Genomic DNA, 26,572 nt, shown 5'->3' with positions numbered 1-26,572 from the left:
TCCGGAACTAGGTGGATCACAGTGCTCGGGCACTGCGGGGGGTGGAGCAGTCGGGGCACAGGCCCCAGTAGATGACCTCGGCCTCGTCGATGGCGAAGCCGTGGTCGTCGGACGCGGTCAGGCAGGGCGCCTCGCCGGCCTCGCAGTCGACGTCGACGACGAGACCGCACGAGCGGCACACGACGTGGTGGTGGTTGTCGCCGACGCGTCCCTCGAACCGGGCGGGGCTGCCGGCCGGTTCGATACGGCGGACGAGTCCCGCCGCGGCGAGTGCGTGGAGTCCCTCGTACACGGCTTGCAGGGAGACGTGGCCCACGCGGTCACGCACCCCGCCGGCGAGGGCCTCGACGCCGAGGTGGTCACCGGCCCGGACGGCTTCGAGCAGCGCGACACGCGCCGCGGTCACGCGCAGGCCGGCACCGCGCAGCTCCTCCGCGGTGGTCGGCGTCCGGGATCCGGTCATGGGGCGAACCTATAGCCCCAGACACGAATAATTCCAGAGAACGAACAAGTCCAGTCTTGGGGCGTGTCCGGTAACAGCCGGTGACTCCCGGTTGCGGCCCGCCGTCAGGGTGACGCGGCGGCCGTGTCGTCGTAGACGATCAGCCCGTCGTCGCGCAGTCGTGCGCCCGGCGTGGGACTGTGCCGCGTATGGCGTCCGTCGTGCATCAGATGGCGTACCGGCACGCCGCGGGCCAGGACGGCGAAGTCGGCGATGAGTCGCCGGTGGCACCGCCACCACACCGCCTCCCCGCACATCACGGCGGTCGGCTCCCGGGCCGCCCGCTCCAGCAGGACGTCCATCGCGGCGAGGAACTCCGGGGTGCGGGTGTGAGCGGCGTAGCCGCGGAAGGAGGTGTTGCGCCAGATGATGTCGGGCGAGTCGGGCGGCGGCTTGCGGAAGCCGCCCAGGTCCCGTTCCCACCGGTAGGAGATGCCCTCCTCGGGCAGCCATGTGGCCAGTCGCCGCCGCGCCATGTCGGGGTCACGGCGGCTGCCCGGGGCGATTCTGACGTCCACGACGGCGGCGATCCGGGCGTCGTGGAGCAGTGCGGTCAGCGCGTCCCGGCCCGCCGTTCCGTGACCGAAGGTGGACAGCTCGGGCGGGGTCATGGGGGCGCCTCCTCGTCGCCGGTTCAGGCGGCCGGGTCGAGGCGGACGCAGCAGCGGCCCGGTTCGGGGGCGAGGCGGGCCTCGAGTCCGCTCTCGTGGAGTCCTTCGAGCATTCCGCGCATCAGGTGGAGGTTCATGCCGCACACCGTCCGCGTGTGCGCGCGGGCGAGCGTGTGGAAGGGGCAGTTGCCCAGGACGACGGACTCGCCGTCGCGTCGCGGCTCGAAACCGTACCGCTCCAGCAGGCGCGGCAGGTCCTTCTCCTCGCCCTCCTCCCCCAGTCGTCCGCCCAGCTCCCGCGCCCTGCGGTGCAGTACCTCGCGCACGGGTTCACCGGTGGCGTCGGACTCCTCCACCGCCTGGGCGAGCAGCCGGCCGGCGAGTTCGTAGCGCCGGTCCGGGAGGCTGACGGCGATCTGTGCCGCCGAGCGGCGGTAGAGCTTGGCGGGCCGGCCGGCGCCCGGTCCGGTGCGCCCGCTGCGGCGCACATGGAGCACGTCGAGCAGGTTCTGTGCGGCCAGCCGGTCCAGATGGAAGGCCGCGGTCTGCCGGGCCAGCCCCAGGGCCTCGGCCGCCTCGTCCCGGCCGACGGGGTGCCGCCGGCCCACCACGTACTCGTACAGCCTCCGGCGGGTGGGCTCGTCGAGTGCGGCGATGGCGGAGATGTCCTTGTCGCGTACTTCTTCCGTGTCGTCCACGAACACCAGTGTAAAAGCAACAGCCATTGACTAAAGAGAGGAACGGGGCTTCTATCGTTAATGAGAGTTGTCGATAGAAGACTCGGCACGCGTTCAGCAGACGTAAGGGGAAGGCCATGGCCTCCACAACCACCAGCGGCACCTCGGCGGCACCTCGGCGAGCCTCGCTCACCGACCCGGGCTACCAGGCGTTCGTCATCCTGCGCACGGGCTTCACCGTGGCGCCGATCCTGTTCGGGCTGGACAAGTTCGCCAATCTCCTCGTGGACTGGCCCGCCTACCTCGCACCGTGGATCAACGACATCGTCCCGGGCAGCGCCCAGGCGGCCATGTACGCGGTGGGCGTGATCGAGATCGTGGCCGGCGTGGTCGTGGGCGTCGCGCCGCGCTTCGGGGGCTGGCTGGTGGCCGGCTGGCTCGCGGGCATCATCGTCGACCTGCTCACGATCCCGGACTACTACGACATCGCGCTGCGCGACTTCGGACTGCTGCTCGGCGCGGTGGCGCTCGCCCGGCTGGCCCAGCACTACCACGGCGCACGGTCCTGACGGGCCTTCCGACGGGGTGGTCGGCGCGGTCAGTACAGCACGCGCAGTGCCCCGGGCAGGACCCTGGCCGTCACGGGGAGGGCCGCGTCGACCTCGCCGTCGGTGCCGTAGGGGAGGTCGCGGTCGGCCGCGACGCTCACTTCGGTGCCCCGCAGGATCCGTACCTGGGGCCGGTGGACGTGCGCGCCGGTCCCGAGCTCGTTCATCAGGGCGAAGAACAGCCGTCGGGGGGCCTCCCGGATCATGACGACGTCCAGCAGGCCGTCGTCCACGCGGGCGCCGGGGGCGATGATGCGTCCCGACCCGTAGAAGCCGGAGTTGGCGGCGACCACCGTGTACCCGGTGTGCGTGTGCTCCTCGCCGTCGACGGTGACCCGGTAACGGGCCGGCCGCCAGGTCGTGACGGCCCGCAGGCCGCCCGCGTAGTAGGCCGCGGAGCCCTTCAGCAGCCGGGACCGGTTGGCGTGCCGGTTGGCGAGCGCGTCCACGCCGGCGTACACGCTGCCGAGGACGACGGTGCGGTCGTGGACGGCGGAGCGGACCTCGATGGTGTCGACCGGCCGTGGTGCGCCGTGGAGCAGGATGCGGGCCAGGTCCACCGGGTCCTCGGGCAGTCCCAGCGCGCGGGCGAAGTCGTTGCCGCGGCCCGCCGGGACGAGGCCGAGGGTCGCACCGGTTCCGCTGAGGGCGCCACCGATGCCGCCCGCGATGCCGTCCCCGCCGACGGCGAGGACGACGCGTCCCCGCCGCCCGGCGTCGCGGGCCAGTTCCCGCGCGTGGGCCAGGCTGCGGCTGTACTCGGTGCGCAGGTCGGCTCCCTCCTGACGGAGGTGCCGGGCCAGGGCGAGCAGTGCGGCCGCTGCGGTGGCCGCGCCCGCCGTGGGGTTGACGACGGCGGTGAACTGTCGCATCGGTGTGCCTCCGGGACGGCCGACGGGATGGGGACGAGCGGGGAGCCGACGGGATGCCGGGTCAGTCGGCGGGCAGGAGGACGCCGGGGCTGAGCAGCCCCGCAGGGTCCAGTCGCCGCTTCACGGCGCGCAGGGCGTCGATGCCCAGCGGGCCGGCCTCGCGCACGTACCAGTCCCGGTGGTCGGTGCCCACCCCGTGGTGGTGGCTGATCGTGCCGCCCGAGGCGAGAATCGCCCCGTTGGCGGCGTGCTTGGCGCGGGTCCAGTGCGCCACGGGGTCCTCGCCCCGGGCCGAGACGACGGTGAAGTACAGCGAGGCGCCGTTCTCGTAGACGTGGGAGATGTGGCACATGACCAGGGGCGGGGTGCCGGCCTCGGTCAGGGTGGCCGTCAGCGCGTCGCGGACGGCGGCGTACAGGCCGGGCACACGGGACCAGAACGCGGCCGTCTCCAGCGTCTCCGCGAAGGCCCCTGCGTCCAGCAGCGCGTCCCGCAGATACGGGGCCGAGTAGCGGCCGTCGGCCCAGCGCCGGCCCGGCTCCTCGCCCAGGAGCGTACCGCCGCACGCGCGCAGCACGGCCGTGGCTCGTTCCCTGCGGTACGCGGTGTCCTCGTCCGTGCCCTCGTAACCGGCGATGGCCGTGCATCCGGCCGGCTGCGCCGCGCCGGAGCCGATCGCGTCGGGCCGCGCCAGGCCGATCAGCGTCTCGGTCTCGTCGGACAGGCGCAGCACGGTCGGACGCGGCCCGTCCTGGGCGAGCCGGCGCAGTGCGGCGGTCCCCTCCCCGAACGAGGGGAAGTGCCAGCCCTCGTACACACGGGTGCGCGGGACGGGGCGGACGCGCACCGTCACCGACGTGATGACGCCGAACGCGCCCTCCGATCCGAGGACGAGCTGGCGCAGGTCGGGCCCGGCGGCCGAGCGCGGGGCGCGTCCGGTGTCGAGGGTGCCCTCGGGGGTGGCGAGGGTGAGGGACAGCACCATCTCGTCGAAGCGGCCGTAGCCGGCGGATGCCTGACCACTGGAGCGGGTCGCGGCGAAGCCGCCGATGGTGGCCCACTCGTAGGACTGGGGGAAGTGGCCGAGGGTGAAGCCGTGTTCCGCGAGCAGCGCCTCGGCCCGCGGGGCGCGCAGGCCGGGTTGCAGGGTGGCGGTGCGGGACACCGGGTCGAGGTCGAGCAGCCGGTCCATGCGGCGCAGGTCCAGGGCGACGAACGCGCCGCGCCGTGCGGGCGCGAGGCCGCCGACGACGGAGGTGCCGCCGCCGAACGGCACCAGGGGCAGGCCGTGTTCGGCGCACACCCGCAGCACGGCGAGCACCTCGTCGTGCCCGGCGGGCAGGAGTACGGCCGCGGGGACGTCGGCGATGTCGCCCTCCCGGATGCGCAGCAGGTCGGGGGTGGACTTGCCGCGCGTGTGCCGGACGCGGGCCTCCGGGTCGGTGCGTACGTGGGCCTCGTCGCCCAGGGCCGCGATCAGGGCGCGGTGCGCGGCGGGCGCGAGTGGGCTCTCGGGGACGTCCAGGTCCTCGAGCGCCACGGGCCCGGCCTCGCGCGGCGTGACGCCGAGCAGGTCGCGCAACAGCCCGATCACCGTCTCCGGCAGCGGCGTCGCCCTGGCCGGGTCGCCCCAGCCGCTCCACAGCATGTCCATGGCTGTCGTCCTCACCGGGTCGCGAAGGAGCGATGCCGTCGCCCGACGGCCTCACGTGGCGTTACACTATGACACATGACGCCTATTCGTCACAACGGTTCTTCCGCAGGTTCGGACAACGACGCGGTGCTGGACGCGGTGCGGGACTGTGTCCTGGCCGTCGGGGTCCGCCGCACCACACTCACCGACGTGGCCCGTCGCGCCGGGCTCTCCCGGATGACGCTGTACCGGCGCTGGCCCGATGTGCGGTCCCTGGTCGGTGACCTGATGACCCGGGAGTGGGTCGCCGTGGCCACCGGCGCCCTCCCCGAGCGCCGGCCGGGGACGGCCGGCCGCGACGTGATCACCGAAGGACTGGTGGCCGCGGTGCGGGCGTTCGACTCCCATCCGCTCTTCCGCAAGATCCTCGACGTGGACCCCGAACTGCTCCTGCCCTACGTCCTGGACCGTCGCGGGGCCAGCCAGGAGGCCCTGCTGGAGCTCCTGGCCGACGCCCTGCGCGAGGGACACGCCGACGGCTCGGTCCGTGCCGGCCATCCCGAGCGGCAGGCCCGGTCGGTGCTGCTGATCGTGCAGTCCTTCACCCTGTCCCTGCGGACCATGACCGACGAGGACGACCCCGAACTCGCCTCCGAGGCGTTCCTCGGCGAGCTGCGCGACATCCTGGAGAGGACCCTCACGCCATGACCCCCCTCCCCGGCCCGGCCGCCGGCTCGTCCCTGTCCGCCGCCCGACGGGCGCGTGAACTGAGAGATTCCGTGGGCGGCCCCGTCGTCGACGTCCTGGTGGTCGGTCTCGGTGCCACGGGCGCCGGGGCGGCTCTGGACGCCGCGGCGCGCGGGCTGAGCGTGGTCGCCGTCGACGCCCACGACCTGGCCTTCGGGACCTCCCGCTTCAGCAGCAAGCTCATCCACGGCGGGCTGCGCTACCTCGCCTCGGGGCAGCTCGGCGTCGCCCACGAGAGCGCGGTGGAGCGGGGGGTGCTGATGGAGCGCACCGCCCCGCACCTCGTGCGGGCCCAGCCGTTCGTGCTGCCCCTGACTCCGCTGGTCTCCCGCGGTCAGGCAGCCCTGGCCCGGGCCGGCTTCGGCGCCGGGGACACGCTGCGCCTGGCCGCCCGCACGGCCCGGGCCACCCTGCCCCCGCCGCGCCGGCTCTCCGCGGTGGAGACCCACCGTCTCGCCCCCGCCCTGCGCGGCGACGGCCTGCGGGGCGGACTGCTGTCCTGGGACGGCCGGCTCACCGACGACGCCCGCCTGGTGACCGCCCTCGCCCGTACGGCCGCGGCGCACGGGGCGCGGGTCCTGACCCGGGTCCGGGCCCTGGACCTCGGCCCGGCGGGCGCCAGGGTCCGCGACGAACTCACCGGCGAGGAGGGCGAGATCCGCGCCCGCGCGGTGATCAACGCGTGCGGCGTCTGGGCGGGCGGTCTCGTCGGCGGCGTCCGCATACGCCCCTCCCGCGGCACCCACATCGTCCTGCGTCCCGAGAGCCTCGGCCCGCCGACCGCGGGACTGCACATCCCGATCCCCGGGGAGAGCAGCCGGTTCGTGCTCGTCCTCCCCCAGGACGACGGCCGGGTCTACGCCGGCCTCACCGACGAACCCGTGGAGGGCGACATCCCGGACGTCGCGGAGGCACCGGAGACGGACATCGGTTTCCTCCTCGACGTCCTCTGCTCCGTCCTGCACGTCCCGGTCCACCGTGCCGACGTGGTCGGCGCCTTCGCCGGACTGCGCCCCCTGCTCGACACGACGCCGGCGCGCTCCGGTACGGCACCGAGGACCGCCGACCTGTCACGGCGTCACGCGGTCCTCACGTCCCCCGAGGGCGTCGTCACCGTCGTCGGCGGAAAGCTCACCACCTACCGGCGCATGGCCGAGGACGCCGTCGACACCGCCGTACGCGTCCGTCACCTGCCGGCCGGTCCGTCCCCCACCGCGTCGCTTCCCCTCGTGGGCGCCGCACCGCCGCACCTCCTCGCCGGCCTGGCCGCACCACGCCGCCTGGTCGCGCGCTACGGCACGGAGGCACCGTCCGTGCGGGCGCTCGGCGCGCGGGACACGCGGCTCAACGAGCCGGTGGTGCCCGGGTATCCGGTCACCGGCGCCGAGCTGCTGTGGTCCCTGCGCCACGAGGGAGCGCTCGACGAGGCGGACCTACTCGACCGCCGCACCCGCATCGGACTCGTCCCCGCCGACCGCGCCAGGGCACGGGACGCGGTCCGCGAACTCCTGGACGGGGCCCTGCCGCCCGGCAGTTGACGCGGCCCGCCCGTCACCTGTCCCGGACTCCGGCCTCACGCAGCGAGTAGCCCCGTTCCAGCCCCCGATCCGGAAACCGCACGCGGAGGTGGCGGGCCGGCCGGCCGGTGAACACAGCCGTGTCCAGGCCGCCGTCCCCGCCGGTTCGTGCGCCGCGTGATGCAGCGCGGGCCCGGCATCACCACCGGCGCCCCCGCCCCTTCGGCGGGCGCTACCGCTCCCCACCGGCCTCGTAGTGCAGGGAGATGGCCCGCAGGACATCGGCGGAGGAGACGTCGGTGCGGCCCTCGTCGTGGATCTCGGCGAGCTGGACGAAGGCGTGGGTGAGCGCGGAGGTGATCTGCACGATGGCCGGGCCCAGCTTCTCGGTGACGATGTCCGCGACCTCGCGCACGCTCGCGTCGGCCGGCAACTGGATGTGCGGCAGCATCTCTTCCAGGAGCTTGGAGACAGCCCCGCTCCGGGTCACGTCGGCGTCCGGGTTCTCCCTGATGTGCCGCCGCATCTCGAGGGCCTCGGTGAGGATGCCGACGCTCCGCTGCATGATCTCACGCTGCTCCATGCGCACAGACTAGACGGCTTCGGCCACGCGCACGGGTGCCCACCGCGACCTCGTCGGCCGGGTCTCGCCGGGTACGCGACTGGCCTGGTCATCCCCCTTCTGACTATCATCCTGTGCATATGTGAATGAGCGCTTTGTCCCCGAGGGCGGCGCCACCGAGCGTGCGTGTCCTCACCCGAGTGAGTGATCCATGTCCCGCATCGGCTCCACGGACGACGGCGACGAGCTTCTGGTCAGGCTCCGGACGCTGACGGCTCAGGCGCGTGCGCAGGCGGAGGTGCAACGCTCCCGGGTCGAACTGGCCGTCGCCCTGCAGCGCGGCATGCTGCCGAGGGGGCTGCCCGTCGGTGAGGGCGTACGGCTGGCCGTGCGGTACGCGCCCGCGTATCAGGGTCTCAATGTGGGCGGTGACTGGTACGACGCCTTCACCATGCCCGACGGCCGTATGGGTCTGTCCATCGGCGACGTACAGGGGCACAACATCGAGGCGGCCGCCTTCATGGGTCAGGTCCGGGTGGGGCTCCGGGCGCTGGCCTCCGTCGGCAGCGAACCCGGCGCGCTTCTCGCCCGGACCAACGAACTGCTGTTGTCACTGAGCCCGGACCTGTTCGCCACTTGCACCTTCATGCGGCTCGACCCGGCCACCCGGCTGATGGAGAGCGCGCGGGCCGGGCATCTGCCGTGTGTGTGGGCCACCGCGGACGGCCGGTCCGGGGTGACCGAGGACGAGGGCGGGCCTCCGCTCGGGATCCAGCCCGGGGTGGTCTACCCCGTCACCCGGTACCGGCTCGACACGGGCGGGCTGTTCGTGATGCTCACCGACGGGGTCGTGGAAGGGCCGTCCATGCCGCTGGACGAGGGACTCGACCAGGTGGTGCGGCTCGCGGGCATCGCGGCGGTCGCGCGGATGGACGCGGACGCACTCGCCGCCGCCGTGATCAAGGTCGCGGAGCGGGTGGGACACGAGGACGACGCCGCCGTCCTGGTGATCGGGCACGACGGGCTGCGCACTCAGCCATAGGGCGGCGGGTGTGCCCGTCCCACCTCGCCGACCCGGCGGGCCCGGTGTCTGATGGCGTGTGTGGTGGCTAGCCGGGATCTGCGCACACCGGTCGTCTTCGTGTTCGAGACGCTGGCGGTCGCCGCCTGCTACTACGCGGCGGGACGGCTGGGGCTGCTGCGTGATCTGACCGTCGGCGGTGCGGTGGTCTCGCCCATCTGGCCGCCCACGGGAGTGGCCGTCGCCTGCCTGCTGATCTTCGGGCTGCGCTGCTGGGCGGGAATCGCACTGGGCGCCCTGGCCATCCTCACGCACCTCACCTCGCCGGGGGCATCCGCGCTGGGCGTCCTGGCGGGCAACACCGCCGCGCCCGTGGTCGGGTTCCTCCTGCTGCGCAAGGTGGGCTTCCGCACCGATCTCACCCGATTACGGGACTGTCTCGCCCTGGTCTTCCTCTGCGCCATCTCGGCGATGCTGATCAGCTCGTCCATCGGTGTCGGCCTCCTCGTCGCCACAGGCGATCTCCCGGGGGAGGACTTCTGGAGGGTGTGGCTCGCCTGGTGGGCGGGCGACGCGATGGGCGTACTACTCATCACTCCGCTGCTGCTCGGGCTCCGGCAGGTGCGCGCCCCGCTGCGCTGGTCGAGGTGGAAGGAGACGGTGGGTCTGACGGCGATCGCGGGCTGCCTCGTGCCACTGGTGACGCACACCCCGGCCAGTGTGCTGTTCTCCGTCTTTCCGCTGCTGATCTGGGCGGCTCTGCGGTTCCAGCTCGCCGGCAGCATGGTGTGCGCCCTCTTCGCGTCCGTCATGGCCACCGTCGCGGCGACCGACCACGCCGGGCCGTTCGTCCACCTGTCCGACGTGCAGATCATGATCAACCTTCAGGCCTTCAACGGCGCCGTGTCCCTGACCGCCCTGCTGCTGTCCGCGGTGATCGCCGAACAACGCAACACCAGACGCTCCGTGGAGCGTGCCTGCCAGGAACTGGTCGAGGTGCTGGAGCATCTGACGGCGGGGGAATCCGGGGCCGGCCGCCCCCAGTGGGACGAGGACGGCCACCGGCGGAACGCGGACGGGTGACCGGCCGGCGCGGACGGCGCCCGGACGGCACCGCACGGCACCCGATGGCGCACCGCACGGCCCACGGGCCATCGGCACGCCGGTTCCACCGGTCAGCGGTCCGCCAAGCCCTCCACGTCCTCCGGTCACCCCGTTCATGTCAGTGAACAGGGTGATGGGGGCCGACCGAACAGTATGAACGCAACCGCCGCCCCCATGGCCCTTGGCGTCCGGTCTTCCTAACATCCCGGCCCATGCGCAGGAACGCGCCACGAACCAGGAGTCGCGCCTTGAACAGATCCCGTCATGTCACCCGTGGTCCCCGATCGTTCCTTTCCCGGCGAGGCCGGTGGCGGGCGGCTGCTCTGTGCCTCGCCGGTGCCGTCGTCGGTGCCCTCACCCAGGCGCCGGCCACCGGGGCCGAGGGTGCGGAGCCGGCCCCCGTCGCCTGTCCCTCCGCTCTGGCGGAGAAGGCCACGTGCTACACCGGCCGGGACACGAACGGCGCGTACTACGCGATCGCGATCCCCGAGGACTGGAACACGTCGCTCGTCGTCCACGCGCACGGTGGCCCCGATCTGGGTGACGGGTCGGACCCGGAGCGCAGCATCGGTGACCTGGAGCGGTGGCAGGTCATGGTGGACCAGGGGTACGCCTGGGCCGGTTCGTCCTACCGCCGGGGCGGCTACGGCACCAGGATGGCGGCGGCCGACACCGAGAACCTGCGCCGCCTGTTCACCGAGGAGTTCGGCCGGCCCCAGCGGACGTACGTCCACGGCCAGTCCTGGGGCGGCAACGTGGCCGCCAAGGTCGTGGAGACGTACGGCGGGGCAAGCGGCCCCTACGACGGCGCGCTGCTCACCAACGGCGTCCTCGGCGGCGGCTCCCGCGGCTACGACTACCGGGTCGACCTGCGCGTCGTCTACCAGTACTACTGCGCCAACCTGCCGCGCCCGAGCGAGCCGCAGTACCCGCTGTGGCAGGGTCTGCGCCCCGCCTCGACGCTGACGACGACCGGGATGCGCGCCCGGCTGCAGGAGTGCACGGGATACGCCTCGCCGCCCGAGGAGCGCACCGCGCTGCAGCAGCGCAACCTGGACGACATCCTCGCCGTCACCAGGATTCCGGAGCGCACGCTGGAGTCCCATCTGCGCTTCTCGGTCTTCACGTTCCGCGACATCGTGCACAAGCGGCTGGGTGACCGCAACCCGTTCACCAACGAGGGTGTGCGGTACTCCGGTTCGCACGACGACGAGGCTCTCAACGCGGGGGTGGAGCGGTTCACCGCCGATCCGACGGCCGTGCGCGACCTGTCCTACGACAGTGACCTCACCGGCAAGGTGAAGATCCCGGTCCTCACGCTGCACGCCATCGACGACCCCACCGCTTTCATCGAGCACGAGGCGGCCTACCGCGACACGCTCACGGGCGCCCACCGGGACGCGCACCTGGTGCAGACGTTCACGCACGAGCACGAGCACAGCGCGCTGAGCGACTCGGAATACGCCAACTCCATCGCCTCCCTGGACCGTTGGGTGCGCACCGGCGACAAGCCGACACCGCGGTCGATCGCCGCGAGCTGCGCCACGTTCGACCGCACGTATGCCACCGGATGCTTCTACGACCCGGCCTACCGGCCCTCGTCGTACGCCTCACGCGTCAGGCCGCGCCCGGGCGGGACGACCTGGCCCGCCATGACGGCGGCACAGGAGAAGTCCTGGAGCCGTGTGGAGGGGGTCGGTATCGCCCCCTGACTCACGGGCCCCCTCCCGCGGCCTCCCTCCCGCGCTCCGGCCTCCGGGGCCGACCGTCCCAGGAAGCCGGGGCGCCGTCGGGAGGGGAGGCGGCGGTAGCTCGGCATGCATATGACCGGGCGGGGCACAAGGAGTGCTCGAAGGTGGGGAGGAACTCGATGGCCTTGACGACGAAGCCGGTGGAACAGTCCGACCTCGGACGGTCGCGTTCGGGGGAGGAGGCCGACGGCACCCGCGGCGACGGCGACGCCGTCGCCGCGCGCCGGGAGCCACCGGAGACACCGGAGACACCGGAGACACCGCGTGAACGCGTGAACCGCAGATGGAACGAGATCATGCAGGAGACGCGGGTCGCGCAGACCGGCGTGCAGATCCTCTTCGGATTCCTGCTGAGCGTGGCCTTCACGAGCCACTTCAGGAGCCTGGGGACCTTCGCCCACGTCGTCTACGTCATCACCGTGGTACTCGGGGCGTCGGCCACCGCGTCCCTGATAGCGCCGGTGTCCCTCCACCGCTTTCTCTCCGGTCAGCGCATGAAGGACGAGATGGTGGAGGTCGCGCACCGGCTCATGATGTGCGGCATGGTGCTGATGGCACTGACGATCGGCTGCACGCTCCTGCTCATCCTGCACGTCGTCGTCCCGGGTCTGCTGTCCGAGCTGCTCACCGGTGCGGTCATGCTGTGGTTCGTGCTGTCCTGGTACGCCCTCCCCCTGTGGCTGCGTCGACGTGCCGCCCGGCGCCTGGAAGGCGAGGACGCCGCGTGACCACCGCGAGCATGTCGGAACTGCGCAAGCAGCGGCTGCGAAGACGCCTGGAGCGGCTGCTCGGCATCGCCGCCACCGAGGGCAACGAGCTCGTGCCGCTGCGCAACGGCGACGCGATCTTCCCCGCGATGCTCGAGGCGATCCGCGGGGCCGAGCACACCGTGGACATGATGACGTTCGTCTACTGGAAGGGAGCCATCGCGCAGGAGTTCGCGCAGGCGCTGGCCGAGCGGGCCCGGGCCGGACTGCGGGTGCGTCTGCTGCTCGACGGGTTCGGCGCGATGGAGATAGAGCAGGAGTTGCTCGACGCCATGGACGCCGCCGGTGTACAGGTCGCCTGGTTCCGCAAACCGCTGCACCTGTCGCCGTTCAAGCAGAACCACCGCTGCCACCGCAAGGCCCTCGTCGTCGACGAGCACACCGCGTTCACCGGCGGGGTGGGCATCGCCGAGGAGTGGTGCGGCGACGCCCGCAACCCGGGTGAGTGGCGCGACACGCACGTACGGGTGCGGGGTCCGGCCGTCGACGGTATCGCCGCCGCGTTCGCGCAGAACTGGGCGGAGTGCCACGACTCCCTCTACGACGAGCGCGACCGGTTCACCGAGCACGAGCAGCCCGGGCGGGCCACCGTGCAGGTGGTGCGCGGCTCGGCGGGTTTCGGCTGGCAGGACATGCAGACGCTCATGCGCATCGTGCTGACCTCCGTGGAGGAGCGATTCCGCCTGTCCACGGCCTACTTCGCCCCCGACACCTACTTCGTCGAGCTGCTCGCGCAGGCCGCCCGTCGGGGGGTGCGGGTGGAGATCCTGCTGCCCGGGCCGTACACCGACCAGCGGGTGTGCCGGATCGTCGGGCAGCAGCACTACGGGACCCTGCTCGACGCGGGCGTCGAGATACGCGAGTACCAGCCGACCATGCTCCACACGAAGATCGTCACGGTCGACGGCGTCGCCTCGCTCATCGGCTCCACCAACTTCAACCGGCGCTCGATGGAGCACGACGAGGAGGTCATGCTGGCCGTGCTCGACGAGGAGTTCACGGCCGCGCTCGACCGCGACTTCGACGAGGACCGGCGCGCCGGTGAGCCCGTCGATCCCGCGCACTGGCTTCGTCGCCCGGTGACCCGGCGGCTGCGCGAGGCGGCGGTCACTCCGCTGCGCCGGTTCCTGTAGCGGTCCGCCGGCGGTGCGCCGGTTCCTGTGGCGGTCGCCGCCGGTCGTCCCCGCGTCCGACGTCCCCTGGCACGGAGTGCGGCCCCTCACAGGCTCAGCGACAGGGCGTCGCCCATGACGATCACCGGGTGCCGGTCGGGGTCGAGGGTGCGCAGGAGTTCCCTCATGTGGCGCTCGCCGAGGGTCACACAGCCCTGGGTGGGCCCCTGGTGGTCGACATGCAGCCAGATGCCGCCGCCCTTGTCGGCGCCGAGCGGACGCGTCAGGTCCAGCGGGGACGTGCCCGGCAGGCGGTTGTAGTCGATGGCGATGACGTAGTCGAAGGACCCTGCCAGTGGCTCTCCGGCGAAGCCCGTGCCACCGACGCCGAATCCGTCCGACCGGTCGTACGGCAGCTCGGTACCGGGATCGGGGAGCAGTCCCCCGGCGTCACCGAGGGCGAACACGCCGATGGGTGAGCGGAGATCGCCCGCGCGGTGATCGTCGGTCCAGCCCTTGAGGGCGTTGTGCGCGGGCCACGCCGGGCCCGCCTCCCATCCGGAGCCGGTGCGCCGGTGGAGCACGGCCTCGGAGCGGTTGTCGTTTCTGCCCCTGCCGGTGACGACGAGGACCTGGCGGGCGTTCTCGGGAATCCACGCCAGCGTCCGGGGGCCGAGGCCGGGAATCCGGGCGGGCGGCCGGGGCTCCGTCCCGGCGCCCGCCCGGCCCTGCGCGGTCTGCCCGGTGCCGGACGGACCCGCCGTCGGTGCGGTGTGCCCGGTGCCGGGCGGATCCGCCGTCGGTGCGGTGTCCGTCGCAACGTCCCGCGCCGGGGTACCGGTGACCGCCCCGCATCCGGTCAGGAACGCCAGCACGACGAGGACGGCGGCCGACACCGCCGCACGGCCGCGCGCACGGAAGGGGACGCCGGCCCGCCGGCCGGCCCACGGAGCGCGGTGACACGAGCGGTGCGGGCAGTGGATCGATGAAGCCATGCCCTCAGCCTGACTTCGACTTCCACGAAACGCCTCGGCTCCCCGCGCGAGTCCGGGGAAGTCCCCCATCTGCCCTCCCCCGGGGCGGAACCCCCCGTCACCCGGAAGACCGCGGCCGGGCGCCCGTCCGGGTGGCGGGCCCGCACCCCGAGTGGAGTACGGGCCCGCCGGACGGAGTAGCGCGCGGGGGTGGCGCTACCGGTTGATCACGAACTGCGAGCCGGGTTCGATCACCACGTCCCCTTCGGCCGAATCGGTGATGGTGACGTCCGTCAGGGTGGCGCTGCCGCGCGCGCCGCCCATGGCGAGGATGCCGGACCCGTTGTTCGACGCGCCGATGGTGACGCCGGTGATCCGGGCGTCCGGCACCGCTCCCCCGCCCGACTTGAACTGGATGCCGTCGTAGGTCGAGTCATGGATGTCGGTGTCACGGATCACCACCCCCGGGATGTCCGGGCCCTGCGCGAAAAGGGTGATGGCTCCGAACTCCTGGTCCTCGTTCCAGAAGGCACCGCCGGTGCGGTACAGCCCGTTGTTGGCGATGAGCGTCTGCCCGGAGAAGGGCAGGGGGTCGTGGTCGGTCGCCAGCATGATGCCCGGGTAGTTCATCGTGTCGTGGATCAGGTTGTTCTCGATGGTGTTGCCGTAGCCGCCGTAGACCGCGATGCCGCCTGCGCGCCAGGGCAGTTGGACGGTGTTGTTGCGGAAGGGGTTGTCGTGGCCGATGTCGACGGAGGGGTCCTTGACGTACTTGCTCGCCCACACCGCGAGCGCGTCGTCGCCGGTGTTGCGGAATGACGAGTCCTCCACCACGGAGTTACGTGTTCCGTTGGCGAAGTTGATGCCGTCCGCGTAGGTGTCGCGGATGCGCATCCCGCTGAACCGCAGTCCGTCGGCCGGGCCCCACAGCTCGGGGATGTTGCTGTAGTCGCGGCCCACCCAGACTCCGACATTGGCGTGCTCGATCCACACATTGCTGATCGTCGTGTTCTTGCCGAACCGGCCGTTGAGACCGACACCGCCCTCGGCTCCCCCGTCACCGCCGCGGATGGTGCCCGAGCCGAAGATGGCGATGTCCGAGATCTTGGTGTTGTCGTCGATGTCGAAGCCGAAGTTGCCCTCGTGGGGGTGGTTGATGCCGCCCGCCTGGTGCGGTGGTGTCAGCGTGTGGAACTGCGAGTGCCACATGCCGGCGCCGCGGAGGGTGACGTCACGGATGCCGACCTGGTTGTGCTGGCCCCGGTCGAGCGGGTCGTCGGTGAGGATCTTCTGCTCCTGGCGCCACTGGCCCGGGGGAATCCACACGCAGTCGATCTGACCCTTCTGGTCGGCGGTCACGGCGCGCTGGAGGGCGTCGGTGTCGTCGATCCCGTCGTTGGGCACGGCTCCGTATTCCGTGATGGAGACGCATCCGGCCGGCTTGGCGGTGGGGGGAGCCACCTGTTCCAGGTCGATCAGGTCGACGACGTAGAACGCGGCGGTGTCGTCGGTGTCGCGCTGGAGCCGGAAGACGGTGCCCGCCGGGTAGGTCGCTCCGAGCAGCGCGTGGGACTCGTCGAAGAGACGACGGGCGTCGGCCTGCGGGGTGTTGGTGAGTCCCTCGGGGGCGTCGGTGTTGCCGTACAGCCAGCTGTGCTTGGAGCTGAGGCCGATCTTCTGCACGAATCTGCCGTCCGCGTAGAGACTGAGCGTGGCCTCGGTGCCGCCCCCGCCCGGGGCGTCCGGGATGGAGTTGCGTACGACGATCGAGTTCGCCGGGTTGGTGGAGGTGAACTGGACGTACTGACCGCCGGAGTCGAGGCGGACCGACTCGCGTCCGGAGGACTCGGTGGCGAAGTTGGTGTGTCCGAAGGTCCGCTCGGCGTCGGCGCTGAGCAGCGTGCCCCGGTACGTGCCGTCCTCCGCCTCGTACTCGGTGTACGGCACGGCGGCGCCGCGGCCGACCACGATCGAGCGGGTGAGGATGTTGTTGTTCTCGTTGGTCTCGTCGACGGTGTCGGTGACGTCCGCGGTCGCGGTGAGGACGTGGGCGCCGCCGGTGGCGGTCCAGGTGCCGCCGACGGCGACCTCGGCGGTGGCGCCCGCCGCGATGGTCCCGGCGGCTGCGTCGAGTGTCCCGTCGCCCACGGCGAGACGGGTCACGGAGCCCGCGGGGGCCGGTGAGGTGCCCCGGTTGTGCACGGAGACGGTGAAGGACACCGCGGCGCCCGCGGCGGGGCTGGCCGGGTCGGTCCTGATGCCACGGACCTCCAGGTCGGGGCCGGGGCTCCGGGCGACGGTCAGTTCGCCGGTGGCGGTGCGGCTGTTGTTGGTGTCGTCCTGTTCGGGAACGGTGTCCGTGGGGTCCACCACGGCGGACACCGTGTAGCTCCCCTCGGCACGCCTGCCCGCGTCCACCGAGACGGTCGCGGAGGCGCCCGCGGCGAGTGCGCCGACGGGGGCGCTGCCCACGACGGTGCCCTCCAGGCTGACGTCGACGGTGGCGGCGGCGGACGCGGCCGTCCCCGCGTTGCGCACGGTCGCGCGGACGGTGACGGCGTCGGACTCGGTGGGGGACGCGGGCGTCCAGGTGAGGTCGGAGACGACCAGGTCGGGGTTGGGGGCGGCGGTGCCCCTCACCTGCAACTCGGCCACCTGGGCGCCGTATCCACTGGAGTTGTGCGTGAACCTCAGCTGCACGTCGGCGTAGCGGCCGGTGACCGGGATGGCGACCGTGTTGTCGTGGGGGCCGGGGTCGAAGGTGTAGTCGGCGCGGGCCTTGAGCGAGGTGAAGGAGCCGCTCGTCTGCTTCCGGCCGAGGACTTCGATGCTCTGAGTCCGTTTCGCCCAGGCGGAGTCGGGGTTGAGTCGCACCACGATTTCGCTGAGGTCGGCGTCGGCGCCCAGTTCCACCGTGAGGGTGGCGGGGTGGCCGTTGGACTCCCAGTAGGTGTCCACCTTCCCGTCGTTGGCGTGGGTCGCCACGAACGAGTGAATTGTGGACGAGGCCTCGATCGGCTTGCCGAGCGACAGGTCGCCGCCGTCGACCGGCGGCTGCTCCGGGTTGCCGTCGTCGTCGCTGCCGTAGACCTCGATCTCGGACAGCTGGGCGGCGTTCCACCCGGTGTTGGCGTTCACCAGGACGCGGATGTGGCGCACCGCGCGGGCGGTGAAGTCCACGGTGACCGTGTTGCCGTCGGCGGGGTCGAAGCGGTGGGCGGCTGAACCGGACAGGCCGGTGAAGGAGGAGCCGTCGGTGCCGGCCTCCACGGCGAGGGTCTGTGTGCGGGCCTCCCAGCCGGTGGGCAGCTCCAGGACGACCCGGTCGACTTCGACGGTGCCGCCGAGGTCGACACTGATCCACTGCGGGAACGCCCCCGCCGGGCCCTCCCAGTAGGTCAGTTGGCTTCCGTCGGTCACCTGCGTCGGGGGATGACCGGTGTGGGAACCGCCGGCCGTGGCGCTCTTGCCGAGCGCCAGATTGGGGCCACGGACCGCCTTCGCCGCGGCGGTGGCCGTACCGGGTTGGAGACCGACGGCGATCAGGCCGGCCAGGAGCAGGCCGGTGATCGTCCGCAGGCCGAAACGCTTCCGTCTCATGAAGTCCTCGTTCCACGGCGGGTGCTGGGGCGTGGTCGGGCGGTGCGCGGGACGTACGGCGGAGCAGGACGGAGCCCTCGCGGGAGCGGGCGGAGGTGGCCGGCCAGGGCAGCCCAGAGAGCGTCTGCCATGGATTACCAGACGCTAGTACAGGTTTTGCATTGACCCGTTCGTTTCTTGCGGCTCCTGGATTGAAGTTTCCGGCTCGCGTCCCTCTTGTCAATGGCACGCACACAACGTCCATGGGCACCCCATTGCCTCTCGCGCCGCACGGGAACGTCAACCGGGGACCGCTCAGAAGAAACGGTCAACCGCGCGCGGCCGTACCATGGCTGGCCACCAGGGGAACCACGAGGAAGAAAGGGGCACTGCCGTGTCCGAGAACTCGACCGCCACCACCGACCTGACGTCGCAGTACACGGCTCAGGTCGCGAACGACCTGGAGCGCAACGTCAAGGAGCAGGAGCGCGTCGGCGCGGAGATCGCCGCGCTGCAGGAGCAGTTGACCGTGCTTCAGCACGACCACACCCTTCTGGTGAACATGCGGCAGGCGCTGGGCCTCGCCGCGGCCCCCGGCGAGCCCGCGGCTCCCGCCGAGCCCAAGGCCGCCGCAGAGCCCGCCGCCCCCGCCGAGCCCGTGGGCACACCCGGGGCCGGCACTGCGCCCGACCGGGCGACCGTCCCGGCGCCGCGCAGGAGGGGCGGCGCCAAGTCGGGGGCGGACAAGCCGAAGCGGGCGAAGAAGGCGGGCGCGCGCACCGCGTCGGGGAAGTCCGCGCGCAAGCCGTCCACGGAGGCGGAGCGGCCCGAGGCGCAGTCCGCCAGGACGGACGGGCCCAAGCTGGTCGAACTCGTCCGCCTGCATCTGGGCGAGCAGAGTGAGCCGCGCTCGGCGGCGGAGGTCGCCGCCGCCCTCGGACAGGCCCACCCCGAGCGCACCATCAGGACCACGGTCGTGCGCGGCACCCTGGAGGGCCTGGTCGCCCGCAACCAGGCCCAGCGCAGCAAGCAGGGCTCGTCGGTCTTCTACACGGCGCCCGACGGCACCGAGGGGAGCGCGGCAGGTGACGAGGAGGCGCAGTCCTGACGCCGCCTCACCTGATCACCGCTGCGTGTGACGCACCTCCACGGGGTCGAAGGTGATGCGGGTGCGGGTGGTGCCGTCGGCCCAGACGACCTCGACCGTCCCGTCGTGCACCAGCACCTCCCCGACGGCTTCGGACAGGGGTACGGTGCCGGGTTCCGCGGTGAGGGATGCCAGAGCGACGTGCACGGAGGTGCCGTCGCAGCCGCCGGTGAGGCGCGGCACGTGGGCCCACCGGGTCCAGGCCGTGCCCTGGGGGGCGCGGACGAGGACCGGGGAGGGATCGTCCCAGCCGTGCAGGCCGTACAGGGCGGAGGTCAGGGACTCCTCGGGGCCGGTGGCCCAGCCGGTGTGGGTGAGCCGGGATCCCGCCGGTGCCCCCACGACCCGGTGCGCCCGCAGTTCGTACCGGCCGTGTGCCACCGTGACGCTCTCCACCCTCAGGCCCGGCACCATCGGCCGACCGCCGGCGAAGGCGGGCCGGTGCCACGAGGCCGCCCAGCCCCACCCGTCGCCGTGTCCCGCGCCCAGGGGATGGACCCGTCGGCGCACACTGGGCCGGCCGCCGGTCTCCACCGACAGGTGGTTGTCGGCGATGTTGCCCGGTGCCGTGGGGCCGGTGCGGGTGGAGTAGGCCTGGCGCCCGTAGTGCGGGTCGTCCTCGGCCGCCGTCTCGCCCTCGTGCGGGCGCACATGGTCACTGCCGTGGTTGTGGAGCCGTACGATGCCGTCGGCCCGGGTCGCCTGGACGAGCAGTCCCGGCGCGGGCAGCGCCAGCACGCGGTCGCTCTCCTCCACCGGAGCCGGCTCCTCGGGGGCGGTCCACAGGGCGTGGCCGGCGGGGGCGAGCAGGGCGACGAAGGCCTTGGACGCCCAGTACGGTGACGCCGGGCCGGAGTAGCTCTGCAGACCGGCCTCGTGCGGGCCGTACCAGCCCAGGCTCAGCAGACCGTCGGCGGTCAGCGCGCCCCGGTCCAGGAAGTGGCGCAGGCTGCCGCTGGCGATGCGGCGCGAGGCGCCCGGCGTCAGCGGGGTGTGGCCGGTCACCGCGCCCAGCCCGACGGCCGCCGAGGCGGCGAAGCGGTACGTCAGCGACCGGCCGAAGTGCAGCGGCGCCCCGTCCGCGCCGAACATCAGGGCGAAACTCTCCAGGTGGGTGCGCAGCCGTGCGCCGTGGCGGGCCAGCGCCTCCCCGTCGCCCGCGAGATGGGCGTCGAGCACCGGGTACAGGTGCAGCGCCCAGCCGTTGTAGTGGTCGAAGGCGCGCCCGTCCCCGTCGGCGTACCAGCCGTCGCCCCGGTACCAGCCCTCCAGCAGTTCCAGCGCCCGCTGCCGGGCCGCCGCCGTCTCGGCGTCCCCGCGGCCGACGGACTCCAGGAACCCGGCGACCGTGTAGGGGAAGAGGTACCAGTTGTTGGGCGCCGGGGTGTGCCGCAGCGCGCCCCGCAGCCACTCCTCCGCACGGTCCTGCACACCGGCGTCGAGGTGCTTCCACAGCCAGGGCGCGGTCAGCCGCAGGCCGAGGGCGACCGACGCCGACTCGACCATCGGCTGGCCCTGCACGTCGTGGTCGAGGATCAGCGGCCAGGACTCGGTGTCGTCGCGGCCCGGGGTGCGGGTGCCCGCGGCCAGTCCGCTCGCGTACCGTTCCAGCAGGCCGTGGGGGTCGTCGCCGCCCGAGCCCGCGACGCGGAAGGCGGCGGCGAGGAACGTGCGGGCGTAGCCTTCGAGGCCGTCGGAGCGCACGCCCGAGCGGGAGGGCCGCCCCGGCAGGTCCAGCAGGGCGCAGCCGGGGGTGCTCCAGCGCCAGGCAGCGGTGAGGAGTCCGTCCGCCACGGCTTCCCAGTGGGCCCGGGTGTAGCCGGTGCGGGGGCTCATGTCGTGGTCGTCGGCGGGCATGTCGAACGGGATGCTCATGCCAGGAAGGCCAGCCTTTCGCGTCGTACGGGGTGGAGGAAGCCGTCGCCGGAGGCCCAGCGCGCGATCTCGGCGAGGGCGAGATCGGCCAGCCGGCGCCACTCGTTGCCCTGGGAGCCGGCGAGATGAGGGGTGAGGAGCACGTTGTCGCACTGCCACAACGGGTGCTCGGCGGGCAGGACTTCGGGGTCGGTCACGTCGAGCACGGCGCGGATGCGGCCGGCCAGCGCGGCGTCGGTGAGCGCGTCCTGGTCGACGACGGCGCCGCGCGCCGTGTTGATCAGTACGGCGTCGGGGCGCAGGGAGTCGATGAGCTCGCGGCTGACGAGTCCGCGGGTCTCGGGCAGCAGCGGGGTGTGCACGCTCACGGTGTCGCTGCGCCGGAACAGCTCCGTCAACTCGACGCGTTCCACGCCGAGTTCCCTCGCCTCGGCGTCGTCGACGTACGGGTCGTACAGCAGCGTGTCGATGTCGTGCGGGCGCAGCAGGTCGATGACCCGGCGGCCGATCAGGGAGGCGGACAGGAGGCCGACGGTGCGGCGGTGGTTGCCGACCGAGCGGGGGGTGCGCAGCCAGTCCGGCCGGCTGCGCGCGGCACGGTAGTCGCGCGCGGTCTCCAGCACGTGCTTGCCGGTGAGCAGGATCATGGCGAGGGTGTACTCCGCGACCGGGACGGCGTTGGCCGCGGCGGCGGAGGAGACCTCGATGCCGCGGTCCCAGCAGGCGTCGGTGACATGGCCGCGGACACTGCCCGCGGTGTGCACGACGGCCCGCAGCCGTGGCGCCGCCCGCAGGACGTCCGCGTCCAGGGGCGGGCAGCCCCAGCCGGTGACCAGCAGGTCGACGTCGGCGAGCACGGTGCGGGCCCGGGGCGTGCTCAGGTCGGTCAGCACCGGGAGGGGCGCGAGGTCGCAGAGTGCGGCGAGGGCGGTGAGGGATTCGGTGTCGAGGACGGCCGAGGCGACGTCCGGGGACATGGCCAGTGCGGCGCGGGGGCGGGAGCCGGGGCCGGGCGTGGACTCGGTCATGGTGCTGAGGGCACTCCTTGTGCGAGCGGGGTCACTTCACGGCGCCGGCGGTCAGTCCGCTGCGCCAGAAGCGCTGGAGCAGGGCGAAGGCGAGGATGAGGGGCAGGACGGCGAGCAGTGACCCCATGATCACCACGGGGTAGTACTCCGGTGAGACCGACGCGGAGCTGTTCCACGTGTACAGGCCGAGGCTGACGGGGTACAGGTCCTGGTCGGACAGCATCACCATGGGCAGGAAGAAGTTGTTCCAGATGGCGGTGAGCTGGAACAGGAAGATGGTGACCAGGCCGGGTCCGAGCATGCGCAGCGCCACCCGGACGTAGGTGGTCAGTTCGCCGGCGCCGTCGATGCGCGCGGCCTCCAGCACCTCGTCGGGCACATAGCCCTGGCTGAAGATGCGGCCGAGGTAGACACCGAAGGGGTTGAACAGGACGGGGACGAACACCGCCCAGAAGGTGTTGACGACCCCGGCCTCGGAGGCCATCAGGTACAACGGCAGGGCGAGGACGGTCTGCGGCACCATGACGGCGGCGAGCACCAGGCCGAACAGCTTCTCCTTGTGGCGGAAGCGGTACTTGTCGAAGGCGTAGCCGCAGGCGACGCTCACCAGCGAGCCGACGGCGGCGCCGAGCACGGCGTACAACAGGCTGTTGACGTACCAGCGCCCGTACTGACCGCCGTCCATGACGAACAGGTCGCTCAGGTTGGTGAGGAAGGAGAAGTCGCTCAGGGACAGCAGGTCGCTGCCGAACAGCGCGTCCCGGTTCTTGGCGGCGGCGAACAGCAGCCAGAGCACGGGCAGCAGGGTGTAGAGGACGGACAGGCCGACGACGGCGTTGACGGTGACCCGGCCCAGCGTCCGGGGGCGCAGCAGGGTGCTGTCGGTGGCGCTCATCGGGTCTCCTCGGCGGCGGCGTTGCGGCTGGTGAGGCGGGTGACGCCGTAGGACAGGGCGATGGTGCACAGCAGGAGGACGACCGAGGCGGCCGCGGCCAGGCTGTAGTTGTTGCGGGTGAAGGCCGCGTCGTAGATGTACATGCTGGGCGAGAACCGGGAGTTGATCATCGGTGAGGACTGGCTGAGCAGCATCGGCTCGGTGAACAGTTGCAGCGCCCAGATCAGGGTGAACATCGCGACCATCACGATCGAGGCCCGCACCAGCGGGGTCTTGACCTTCAGGGCGGTGCGCACGGGGCCGGCGCCGTCGACGACGGCGGCCTCGATCACCTCGCGGGGGACGGCCTGGAGGGCGGCGTAGAAGACCACCATGTTGTAGCCGAGGTTGCTCCACAGGGCGATGTTCACGATGGACGGCAGGACGGTGTGCACGCCCAGGAAGTCGATGGTGATGTCGGCGCGGGCGAACAGGTCGATGACCGGGCTGATGCCGGGCGTGTAGAGGTACAGCCAGATCAGCGCGGCGATGATGCCGGGCACCGCGTGCGGCAGGAAGAGCCCGAGCTGGGCCCAGGCGCGCAGCCGGACGACTCCGGAGTCCAGCAGCAGGGCGAGGGCGAGCGCGCCGACGACCATGAGCGGGATGTAGATCAGGCAATACAGGGCGACGGTGCCGAGTCCGCCGAGGAAGGTGGGGTCGGTGAGGACGGCGGCGTAGCTGCGCAGTCCGACGAAGACGGTGCGCTCGGGGCCGAAGCCGAGGCCGGGCTGGTCGTCGCTGAAGAAGCTGAGATACGTGGCGGTGCCGACGGGGATCAGGAAGACGGTGACCAGCAGGAGGAAGAAGGGCGTCATCAGCACACCGCAGGCGCCCAGTCGGCGGCGCCGGGCGGTCTTGCGGACGCGGTCGGCGGGTGCGGCGGCGCGCGGTGCGGGGGCCCGCACGGGTTGCTCGGTGGTCGCGGTCATGAGGGGTGTCACCTGCCTTTCGGGCGGCTCAGGTGCTGTGCTGGCTGGTCGACAGGCCGAGGGCCTTCAGGTCGGGCATGGTGCCGTCCTGGGCGGTGCGCATCGAGTCGATGAGGGAGCCGCGGCCCGCACCGACGCGGGCGAAGGAGTCCTGCATGACCTTGCCGGTGGCGGTCATCCGCGGGCCCCAGACCCAGCCTTCCCGGATCTTCTCCGCCTCCTGCTGGAAGAGGGTGTAGATGTCCTGGCCGCCGTAGTACGACCGGTCGAAGGCGTCCCGGCCCACGGCGACGAGGGCGGAGGCCGCGGGGTACTGGCTGCTGGTGCCGCTGGAGAGGCGGGCGCGCAGGGCGTCGGGGTGGGAGACCTGCCAGGCGATGAACTCCATCGCGGCCTCGGGGTGGCGGCTGTCCTTGGTGACGGCGAACGTGGAGCCGCCGTGGGTGCCGACGGCGGGGCGGCCCGTGTCCCACTGCGGCAGCGGGGCGATGCGCCACTGGTTCTTCTGTCCCGGGCGGGCGTTCATCTGGGCGCCCGCGTCCCAGGCGCCGCTGAGCCGGGTGAGGACCAGCCCGTTGCCGATCTGGGCGTCGGACTGTCTGCTCTCGACGGCGTTCATGAAGACGTCCTCGCGGTCGACGAGGTCCTGCCAGTACGCCGCCACGCGCCGGGTCGGCGCGTCGGCGAGGGAGACGTTCCAGGCGCCGTCGCGGGTGTCGAACCACTGGGCGCCGGCCTGCCAGGAGTAGGCGGCGAACTGGGTGGCCCCGTCGGTGGGGAACAGCACGAGCCGCCGGTCGGGCGCCTTGCGGCGCACGACGGGCGCGAGGGCGGCGAACTCCTCCCAGGTGCGGGGTACGTCGAGGCCGTACCGCTCGAAGAGGTCGGTGCGGTAGTGCATGACCATGGGCTCGACGTCGAGCGGGACGCTGAAGGTGCGCCCCTGGAAGGTGGTCAGGCCCAGGGCCTGGGGCAGCAGCTTGGCCCGCAGGGAGTCGCTGACGAGGTCGGTGATGTCGCGGGCGACGCCGTCGATGGCGAAGCCCGGCACCTGCGGATACTCGATCGTGGCGACGTCGGGGGCGTTACCGGCCCGGGCGGCGTTGCTGAGCTTGGCGTAGCCGCCCTGCGCGCCGGAGGGGATCTGCTGGAAGTCGACCTGGATGCGGTCGTGTGTGCGGTTGAAGGCGTCGACCACCTCCTGGCTGCCGCGCAGGGCGGACCAGAAGGTGATGCGTGTGGCCTTGCTGGCTCGTGTCGTGCTGCGTGATGGGGTGTCCGCGCCCCCGCTGCAGGCGCCCAGGGCTCCTGTCAGCGGCACGGCGGCCATCACGGCGAGCACGGATCGACGGGGGTGTCGACCGGGCATGGCGCCTCCCGCGGCTCCTGCGTGTCGGGGACACGGCTGTTCGGGACACGGGAATCCTCAACGCCCGACCTACAAACGGTCAAGAGATCGATCAGAAGAAAATAAAACGTTCAAACGCTCACTTCGCTCAGTCCGAGTCTCCGTCCCACCGCCGGGTGGACCCGCGCACGGTCAGCACGGGCAGCAGCTCGACCCGCCGCACGGGGCCCCCGCCGCCGCGCGGTGCGTCGAGCCGCTGGAGCAGCAGCTCCGCCGCGGCCCGGCCGACCTCCCCCTTGGGCGGGGCGACGGCCGTCAGCGGCGTGGTCCCGAGCCCGGCCACCACGTCGTCGTAGGCCACGACCGAGCAGTCCTGCGGCACCCGCACACCGTTGTCCGCCAGCTGCTGCACGAGCATCAGCGCGTCCACGTCGCCGTGCAGCACCGCGGCCGTGGCCCCCACCTTGCGCAGCAGCGCGGACAGCTCCGCCGTCTCCTCAGCCGTGTACGGTCCGTCCTGGCCGGCCTCCGGGGCGCTCAGGGTCCACGCACACTCCTCCACCAGCGGATGCGCGTCCGCGATCCGCGCGAACGCGGACCGCAGGGTGCGTGCGGTGGGGCTGTCGTCCCGGGTGGCGAACACCATCCGCCGATGGCCGAGCTCCACCAGGTGCCGCACGGCGAGATGAGCGCCGTAGCCGTGGTCGGAGCAGACCGAGTCCATCGCGTGCAGCCCGCTGCCCGGCGGGGGCCGCCGCTCCATCAGCACGGCGGGCACGTCCAGCGCGGCGAGCCAGGCGTAGTCGCCCTCCTCGTCGGCCCGGGTGCGCCAGCGCGGGGCCAGCAGAACGCCCGCGGCGCCGTCCGCGAGGGCCCGCTCCACCAGCGGCCGTTCGGCGCCTGCCACCTGCGGCGCGATGTGCAGCGCGATGCGTTTCCCGGCGGCTTCGAGCACCGAACGGGCGCCGTGCAGGGACTCGTACAGGTAGGTGTGCCGCTCCGGGACGACGACGGCCACCGTGTCGCCGTCCGGTGCCGGAGTCACCGGCAGGTCCTGCGCGGCGAGCGTGGAGCGGACGATGCCGTGCCCGCGCCGCAGCCTGCCCTCCCGGGCCAGCTCCTCCACGTCCCGGCGCACCGTCACCACCGACACCTGCAGTTCGGCGGCGAGGTCACTCACCCGCGCCGAACCCCGGGCCGCGACGGCGGCCAGGATCCGCTGCCTCCTCAGCTCGACCGGCTCCCGCATGAGGCCCCTCCCCGCACCTGGA

Annotated in this window: 23 protein-coding genes; 9 read left to right on the top strand and 14 right to left on the bottom strand. The window is 72.4% G+C overall.

Annotation, left to right across the window (positions count from 1 at the left end; translation table 11 throughout):
- Window positions 1–16: 16 nt before the first annotated feature.
- From IE178_RS17375 to IE178_RS17365, 3 genes are all read right to left on the bottom strand, one after another.
- Window positions 17–463 (bottom strand): Fur family transcriptional regulator, encoded by a 447-nt coding sequence (locus tag IE178_RS17375; RefSeq protein WP_193512941.1) that lies wholly within the window; start codon window positions 461–463, stop codon window positions 17–19.
- 104 nt (window positions 464–567) lie between these two features.
- Window positions 568–1,113, bottom strand: coding sequence for a DUF488 domain-containing protein (locus tag IE178_RS17370; protein ID WP_193512940.1), 546 nt, complete (start codon window positions 1,111–1,113; stop codon window positions 568–570).
- A 23-nt stretch (window positions 1,114–1,136) separates the two neighbouring features.
- Window positions 1,137–1,817, bottom strand: coding sequence for a helix-turn-helix transcriptional regulator (locus tag IE178_RS17365; RefSeq protein ID WP_184765321.1), 681 nt, complete (start codon window positions 1,815–1,817; stop codon window positions 1,137–1,139).
- A gap of 110 nt (window positions 1,818–1,927) precedes the next feature.
- Here IE178_RS17365 and IE178_RS17360 point away from each other — a divergent pair, with 110 nt between their 5' ends.
- Window positions 1,928–2,359 (top strand): hypothetical protein, encoded by a 432-nt coding sequence (locus tag IE178_RS17360; RefSeq protein ID WP_193512939.1) that lies wholly within the window; start codon window positions 1,928–1,930, stop codon window positions 2,357–2,359.
- Window positions 2,360–2,388: 29 nt separating this feature from the next.
- Here IE178_RS17360 and IE178_RS17355 read toward each other — a convergent pair whose 3' ends face one another.
- The gene (locus IE178_RS17355; protein WP_184765204.1) at window positions 2,389–3,270 is read right to left on the bottom strand and encodes a YegS/Rv2252/BmrU family lipid kinase; all 882 of its coding nucleotides are present in this window, start codon (window positions 3,268–3,270) and stop codon (window positions 2,389–2,391) included.
- A 61-nt stretch (window positions 3,271–3,331) separates the two neighbouring features.
- The gene (locus tag IE178_RS17350; RefSeq protein ID WP_193512938.1) at window positions 3,332–4,924 is read right to left on the bottom strand and encodes an FAD-binding oxidoreductase; all 1,593 of its coding nucleotides are present in this window, start codon (window positions 4,922–4,924) and stop codon (window positions 3,332–3,334) included.
- A gap of 75 nt (window positions 4,925–4,999) precedes the next feature.
- On the opposite strand from IE178_RS17350, the gene IE178_RS17345 reads away from it, so the two are divergent.
- Entirely contained in the window at window positions 5,000–5,611 is a 612-nt protein-coding gene (locus tag IE178_RS17345) for a TetR/AcrR family transcriptional regulator (RefSeq protein ID WP_184765202.1), read from the top strand.
- Window positions 5,608–7,188: a glycerol-3-phosphate dehydrogenase/oxidase gene (locus tag IE178_RS17340; RefSeq protein WP_193512937.1), complete on the top strand. Its 1,581-nt coding sequence runs from the start codon at window positions 5,608–5,610 to the stop codon at window positions 7,186–7,188. Before IE178_RS17345 ends, IE178_RS17340 begins: the two co-directional genes overlap by 4 nt.
- Before the next feature lie 211 nt (window positions 7,189–7,399).
- On the opposite strand, the gene IE178_RS17335 is transcribed toward IE178_RS17340, so the two are convergent.
- Window positions 7,400–7,750 (bottom strand): hypothetical protein, encoded by a 351-nt coding sequence (locus IE178_RS17335; RefSeq protein WP_193512936.1) that lies wholly within the window; start codon window positions 7,748–7,750, stop codon window positions 7,400–7,402.
- A 190-nt stretch (window positions 7,751–7,940) separates the two neighbouring features.
- Between IE178_RS17335 and IE178_RS17330 the strand changes: the two genes are divergently transcribed.
- The 5 genes from IE178_RS17330 (at window position 7,941) to IE178_RS17310 (ending at window position 13,505) form a co-directional block, all read left to right on the top strand.
- Window positions 7,941–8,771, top strand: coding sequence for a PP2C family protein-serine/threonine phosphatase (locus IE178_RS17330; RefSeq protein ID WP_184765199.1), 831 nt, complete (start codon window positions 7,941–7,943; stop codon window positions 8,769–8,771).
- Window positions 8,772–8,831: 60 nt separating this feature from the next.
- Window positions 8,832–9,833 (top strand): MASE1 domain-containing protein, encoded by a 1,002-nt coding sequence (locus IE178_RS17325; RefSeq protein ID WP_438874387.1) that lies wholly within the window; start codon window positions 8,832–8,834, stop codon window positions 9,831–9,833.
- Between the two features lie 269 nt (window positions 9,834–10,102).
- On the top strand, window positions 10,103–11,566 hold the full coding sequence (locus IE178_RS17320) for an alpha/beta hydrolase (protein ID WP_438874386.1): 1,464 nt from the start codon (window positions 10,103–10,105) through the stop codon (window positions 11,564–11,566).
- A 158-nt stretch (window positions 11,567–11,724) separates the two neighbouring features.
- Window positions 11,725–12,333 (top strand): DUF6328 family protein, encoded by a 609-nt coding sequence (locus IE178_RS17315; protein WP_193512934.1) that lies wholly within the window; start codon window positions 11,725–11,727, stop codon window positions 12,331–12,333.
- Between the two features lie 11 nt (window positions 12,334–12,344).
- The gene (locus IE178_RS17310; RefSeq protein ID WP_193513021.1) at window positions 12,345–13,505 is read left to right on the top strand and encodes a phospholipase D-like domain-containing protein; all 1,161 of its coding nucleotides are present in this window, start codon (window positions 12,345–12,347) and stop codon (window positions 13,503–13,505) included.
- An 86-nt stretch (window positions 13,506–13,591) separates the two neighbouring features.
- On the opposite strand, the gene IE178_RS17305 is transcribed toward IE178_RS17310, so the two are convergent.
- The gene (locus tag IE178_RS17305) at window positions 13,592–14,479 is read right to left on the bottom strand and encodes a hypothetical protein (protein WP_318280101.1); all 888 of its coding nucleotides are present in this window, start codon (window positions 14,477–14,479) and stop codon (window positions 13,592–13,594) included.
- Window positions 14,480–14,674: 195 nt separating this feature from the next.
- The gene (locus tag IE178_RS17300) at window positions 14,675–18,058 is read right to left on the bottom strand and encodes a CARDB domain-containing protein (RefSeq protein WP_193512933.1); all 3,384 of its coding nucleotides are present in this window, start codon (window positions 18,056–18,058) and stop codon (window positions 14,675–14,677) included.
- 373 nt (window positions 18,059–18,431) lie between these two features.
- Between IE178_RS17300 and IE178_RS17295 the strand changes: the two genes are divergently transcribed.
- Complete coding sequence (locus IE178_RS17295) at window positions 18,432–19,145, top strand: hypothetical protein (RefSeq protein WP_193512932.1); 714 nt, start codon at window positions 18,432–18,434, stop codon at window positions 19,143–19,145.
- A 15-nt stretch (window positions 19,146–19,160) separates the two neighbouring features.
- Here the strand turns inward: IE178_RS17295 and IE178_RS17290 are convergent, their stop codons facing one another.
- The 6 genes from IE178_RS17290 to IE178_RS17265 form a co-directional block, all read right to left on the bottom strand.
- Window positions 19,161–21,059: a DUF2264 domain-containing protein gene (locus tag IE178_RS17290; protein ID WP_193512931.1), complete on the bottom strand. Its 1,899-nt coding sequence runs from the start codon at window positions 21,057–21,059 to the stop codon at window positions 19,161–19,163.
- Complete coding sequence (locus IE178_RS17285) at window positions 21,056–22,087, bottom strand: hydroxyacid dehydrogenase (RefSeq protein WP_184765193.1); 1,032 nt, start codon at window positions 22,085–22,087, stop codon at window positions 21,056–21,058. Before IE178_RS17285 ends, IE178_RS17290 begins: the two co-directional genes overlap by 4 nt.
- Window positions 22,088–22,118: 31 nt before the next feature.
- Window positions 22,119–22,982: a carbohydrate ABC transporter permease gene (locus IE178_RS17280; protein WP_193512930.1), complete on the bottom strand. Its 864-nt coding sequence runs from the start codon at window positions 22,980–22,982 to the stop codon at window positions 22,119–22,121.
- Entirely contained in the window at window positions 22,979–23,953 is a 975-nt protein-coding gene (locus IE178_RS17275; protein ID WP_184765191.1) for a carbohydrate ABC transporter permease, read from the bottom strand. Before IE178_RS17275 ends, IE178_RS17280 begins: the two co-directional genes overlap by 4 nt.
- 28 nt (window positions 23,954–23,981) lie before the next feature.
- On the bottom strand, window positions 23,982–25,322 hold the full coding sequence (locus tag IE178_RS17270) for an ABC transporter substrate-binding protein (protein ID WP_193512929.1): 1,341 nt from the start codon (window positions 25,320–25,322) through the stop codon (window positions 23,982–23,984).
- A gap of 127 nt (window positions 25,323–25,449) precedes the next feature.
- Window positions 25,450–26,550, bottom strand: a complete 1,101-nt coding sequence (locus IE178_RS17265) for a substrate-binding domain-containing protein (protein WP_184765189.1) — start codon at window positions 26,548–26,550, stop codon at window positions 25,450–25,452.
- Between the last annotated feature and the right edge of the window lie 22 nt (window positions 26,551–26,572).

Origin of the sequence: Streptomyces griseoloalbus, assembly GCA_014650015.1 — a bacterium.
In the GTDB taxonomy this organism is placed as follows: domain Bacteria; phylum Actinomycetota; class Actinomycetes; order Streptomycetales; family Streptomycetaceae; genus Streptomyces; species Streptomyces griseoloalbus.
The sequence above is the reverse complement of the archived record's forward strand: the minus strand, read 5'-3'. Positions and strand labels throughout refer to the sequence as shown.